Below are 5,457 nucleotides of genomic sequence, written 5' to 3' on the forward strand. Positions count from 1 at the left end.
GGGTGCGTCTGATTCTTGAGAACTCAACAGTGTGTTTGATTAGTCGACGAATTAGTTTGTTTTGCCCCGTTGGCATCGATCTTTGTGGTTGGTGTCGCGGTTTCTTTGACAATGATTCTGACAACATGTCAGTTTCGTTTTTTGTCAGGGGATGTGGCTCTTATTGATTGTCGCTGCTTGTGGCCTTTTGGGTTGTGGGTGGTGCATGTTTTTCGATGGAGAGTTTGATCCTGGCTCAGGACGAACGCTGGCGGCGTGCTTAACACATGCAAGTCGAGCGGAAAGGCCACTTCGGTGGTACTCGAGCGGCGAACGGGTGAGTAACACGTGAGTAATCTGCCCTTGGCTTCGGGATAGCCACCGGAAACGGTGATTAATACCGGATATGACAATGCTGCGCATGTGGTGTTGTGGAAAGTTTTTCGGCCAGGGATGTGCTCGCGGCCTATCAGCTTGATGGTGAGGTAATGGCTCACCATGGCTTCGACGGGTAGCCGGCCTGAGAGGGTGACCGGTCACACTGGGACTGAGACACGGCCCAGACTCCTACGGGAGGCAGCAGTGGGGAATATTGGACAATGGGCGGAAGCCTGATCCAGCAACGCCGCGTGAGGGATGACGGCCTTCGGGTTGTAAACCTCTTTCAGTACCGACGAAGCGCAAGTGACGGTAGGTACAGAAGAAGCACCGGCCAACTACGTGCCAGCAGCCGCGGTAATACGTAGGGTGCGAGCGTTGTCCGGAATTATTGGGCGTAAAGGGCTCGTAGGCGGTTTGTCGCGTCGGGAGTGAAAACGCCGTGCTTAACACGGCGCTTGCTTTCGATACGGGCAGACTAGAGGTATGCAGGGGAGAACGGAATTCCTGGTGTAGCGGTGAAATGCGCAGATATCAGGAGGAACACCGGTGGCGAAGGCGGTTCTCTGGGCATTACCTGACGCTGAGGAGCGAAAGTGTGGGGAGCGAACAGGATTAGATACCCTGGTAGTCCACACCGTAAACGTTGGGCGCTAGGTGTGGGGTCCATTCCACGGATTCCGTGCCGCAGCTAACGCATTAAGCGCCCCGCCTGGGGAGTACGGCCGCAAGGCTAAAACTCAAAGGAATTGACGGGGGCCCGCACAAGCGGCGGAGCATGCGGATTAATTCGATGCAACGCGAAGAACCTTACCTGGGTTTGACATACACCCTGCCGCTCCAGAGATGGGGCTTCTTTTGGGGGTGTACAGGTGGTGCATGGCTGTCGTCAGCTCGTGTCGTGAGATGTTGGGTTAAGTCCCGCAACGAGCGCAACCCTCGTTCTATGTTGCCAGCACGTCCTTCGGGATGGTGGGGACTCATAGGAGACTGCCGGGGTCAACTCGGAGGAAGGTGGGGATGACGTCAAGTCATCATGCCCCTTATGTCCAGGGCTTCACGCATGCTACAATGGCCGGTACAAAGGGCTGCGATCCCGTAAGGGGGAGCGAATCCCAAAAAGCCGGTCTCAGTTCGGATTGGGGTCTGCAACTCGACCCCATGAAGTCGGAGTCGCTAGTAATCGCAGATCAGCAACGCTGCGGTGAATACGTTCCCGGGCCTTGTACACACCGCCCGTCACGTCACGAAAGTCGGCAACACCCGAAGCCGGTGGCCCAACCCTTGTGGAGGGAGCCGTCGAAGGTGGGGCTGGCGATTGGGACGAAGTCGTAACAAGGTAGCCGTACCGGAAGGTGCGGCTGGATCACCTCCTTTCTAAGGAGCACACGCCCCGACGCCAGGCGAATGTTCTGGCGCGTATGGTGGTGTTCACTAGTGGAATCGTCGACGCTCGTCTCGTGCAGCTTGTCTGTGCGGGGGTTCGAGTACTTGCTGCCCAGCGTTGGTTGGGGGTGGGGTCAGGCACACTGTTGGGTCCTGAAGGATCAGCCGCGTGCTCCTGGTGGCTGTCGTCTTGTTGGGCTGTGAGCTGGGTGGGCCTGTTGGGCTTGCGTGGGCTTGTGGTTTGGCGGGGTGGTGGTTGGCCGGGGGTGTGGTTGGTGTCTTTGGTTCCTCCCTTTGCTCCGTGCTCGCTGTTGTGGTGGGTTCGGGGTGTTGGTGGGGTTGTTGTTTGAGATCTGCATAGTGGACGCGAGCATCTTTGCAACCAGCAATTTTTGTGGTTGTGAAATTGGCGTGCACCGGTTTTCCTGCTGGTGTGCGTTGTTGTGTTGTATGTGCTGGCTCGTCTCTTTGATTGGGGGGCGGGCTGGTGGTGTTTGTTTCGTAGCTGGCGCGTGAGAAGTTGTTGCGTGTGTTGTTTTGACGTTGTTGAGACAAGCTATGAAGGGCACATGGTGGATGCCTTGGCATCAAGAGCCGATGAAGGACGTTGGAGCCTGCGATAAGCCCTGGGGAGTTGGCAACCAAGCTGTGATCCGGGGGTGTCCGAATGGGGAAACCCAGCACGAGTCATGTCGTGTTACCCGCACCTGAACACATAGGGTGTGTGGAGGGAACGTCGGGAAGTGAAACATCTCAGTACCGACAGGAAGAGAAAACAACAGTGATTCCGAGAGTAGTGGCGAGCGAAATCGGATGAGGCTAAACCGTAACGGTGTGATACCCGGCAGGGGTTGCCGTTACGGGGTCGTGGGACCGCTCTACTGAGTCTGCCGGCTCAGTGCAGAGTAAGAAACCAGTGTGGAAGTCGAAGTCGGTTGGAAAGCCGTACCGTAGAGGGTGATAGGCCCGTAGACGTAAAGCGCTGGCTCTGGAGCGTGTTCCCAAGTAACACGGAACCCCTGAAATTCCGTGTGAATCTGGCGGGACCACCCGTTAAGCCTAAATACTCCTTGATGACCGATAGCGGACAAGTACCGTGAGGGAAAGGTGAAAAGTACCCCTGGCGGGGAGTGAAATAGTACCTGAAACCGTGTGCCTACAATCCGTCGGAGCCTTATGCATCCTTGTGGTGTGGGGGTGACGGCGTGCCTTTTGAAGAATGAGCCTGCGAGTTTGCGGTGTGTTGCGAGGTTAACCCGTGTGGGGAAGCCGTAGCGAAAGCGAGTCCTAATAGGGCGATTCAGTAGCGCGCTCAAGACCCGAAGCGAAGTGATCTATCCATGGGCAGGTTGAAGCGTCGGTAAGACGACGTGGAGGACCGAACCCACTTAGGTTGAAAACTGAGGGGATGACCTGTGGATAGGGGTGAAAGGCCAATCAAACTTCGTGATAGCTGGTTCTCCCCGAAATGCATTTAGGTGCAGCGTTGCGTGTTTCTTGCCGGAGGTAGAGCACTGGATAGCTAATGGGCCCTACAAGGTTACTGACGTTAGCCAAACTCCGAATGCCGGTAAGTGAGAGCGCAGCAGTGAGACTGCGGGGGATAAGCTCCGTAGTCGAGAGGGAAACAGCCCAGACCATCAGCTAAGGCCCCTAAGCGGTGACTAAGTGGAAAAGGATGTGGAGTCGCATTGACAACCAGGAGGTTGGCTTGGAAGCAGCCACCCTTGAAAGAGTGCGTAATAGCTCACTGGTCAAGTGATTCCGCGCCGACAATGTAGCGGGGCTCAAGTCATCCGCCGAAGCTATGGCATTCAGAGAATACGCAAGCCGCCCTTGAGGTTGGTTCAGTGCTCTGGATGGGTAGGGGAGCGTCGTGTGGGCAGTGAAGCGCCGGAGTGATCCAGGTGTGGAGCCCACACGAGTGAGAATGCAGGCATGAGTAGCGAATCACGGGTGAGAAACCCGTGCGCCGAATGATCAAGGGTTCCAGGGTCAAGCTAATCTGCCCTGGGTAAGTCGGGACCTAAGGCGAGGCCGACAGGCGTAGTCGATGGACAACGGGTTGATATTCCCGTACCGGCGAAGTTGCGCCCATGACGAACCTGGTGATGCTAACCACCCGAAACCCAACGGACCGGACCCTTCGGGGCGAGGCCGGTGGGCGGAGCGTGGGACCCGAACCGGTAGTAGTCAAGCGATGGGGTGACACAGGAAGGTAGCCCAACCACAGCGATGGTTGTCTGTGGGCAAGCGTGTAGGGCGTGGTGTAGGCAAATCCGCACCATCCACTTCAGTGTGGAGTCTGAGACGTGACGCGGAGCCGTATGGCGAAGTGGGTGATCCTATGCTGTCGAGAAAAACCTCTAGCGAGCAACGAGCCGCCCGTACCCCAAACCGACTCAGGTGATCAGGTAGAGAATACCAAGGCGATCGAGAAAACCATGGTTAAGGAACTCGGCAAAATGCCCCCGTAACTTCGGGAGAAGGGGGGCCCGGATCGTGAACCCACTTGCTGGGGGAAGCGTGAAGGGCCGCAGAGACCAGGGGAAAGCGACTGTTTACTAAAAACACAGGTCCGTGCGAAGTTGTAAGACGATGTATACGGACTGACTCCTGCCCGGTGCTGGAAGGTTAAGAGGACCGGTTAGACCCTTCGGGGTCGAAGCTGAGAATTTAAGCCCCAGTAAACGGCGGTGGTAACTATAACCATCCTAAGGTAGCGAAATTCCTTGTCGGGTAAGTTCCGACCTGCACGAATGGAGTAACGACTTTCCCACTGTCTCAACCATGGACTCGGCGAAATTGCAGTACGAGTAAAGATGCTCGTTACGCGCGGCAGGACGGAAAGACCCCGGGACCTTTACTATAGTTTGGTATTGGTGTTTGGTACGGCTTGTGTAGGATAGGTGGGAGACTGTGAAACCTTCACGCCAGTGGAGGTGGAGTCAACGTTGAAATACCACTCTGGTCGTACTAGATGTCTAACCTAGGTCCGTTATCCGGATCAGGGACAGTGCCTGATGGGTAGTTTAACTGGGGCGGTTGCCTCCTAAAATGTAACGGAGGCGCTCAAAGGTTCCCTCAGCCTGGTTGGCAATCAGGTGGCGAGTGTAAGTGCACAAGGGAGCTTGACTGTGAGACAGACATGTCGAGCAGGGACGAAAGTCGGAACTAGTGATCTGGCCACGGCATGTGGAAGCGTGGTCACTCAACGGATAAAAGGTACCCCGGGGATAACAGGCTGATCTTCCCCAAGAGTCCATATCGACGGGATGGTTTGGCACCTCGATGTCGGCTCGTCGCATCCTGGGGCTGGAGTAGGTCCCAAGGGTTGGGCTGTTCGCCCATTAAAGCGGCACGCGAGCTGGGTTTAGAACGTCGTGAGACAGTTCGGTCCCTATCCGCCGCGCGCGCAGGAAACTTGAGAAAGGCTGTCCCTAGTACGAGAGGACCGGGATGGACGAACCTCTGGTGTGCCAGTTGTCCCGCCAGGGGCACGGCTGGTTGGCTACGTTCGGAAGTGATAACCGCTGAATGCATCTAAGCGGGAAGCACGTTTCAAGATGAGGTTTCCCACCACACAAGTGGGTAAGGCCCCCCACAGAACATGGGGTTGATAGGCCGGAGGTGTACAGCAGCAATGCCCAGCCGACCGGTACTAATAGGCCGAGGGCTTGTCCCAACACCGTACAAAACCACACAAGCACCAAT

General features: G+C 56.3%; 2 rRNA genes. Both read left to right on the forward strand.

Features of this window, described 5'->3' with window-relative positions:
• Nucleotides 1-212 precede the first annotated feature (212 nt).
• Nucleotides 213-1,734 (forward strand): 16S ribosomal RNA (locus tag J3P44_RS24740).
• A gap of 558 nt (nt 1,735-2,292) precedes the next feature.
• Nucleotides 2,293-5,428: ribosomal RNA gene (locus tag J3P44_RS24745) — 23S ribosomal RNA — on the forward strand.
• Together the 16S and 23S rRNA genes form the textbook arrangement of a ribosomal RNA operon.
• Nucleotides 5,429-5,457 lie beyond the last annotated feature (29 nt).

This window comes from Nocardioides astragali (genome assembly GCF_024436375.1).
Classification (GTDB): Bacteria; Actinomycetota; Actinomycetes; order Propionibacteriales; family Nocardioidaceae; genus Nocardioides; species Nocardioides astragali.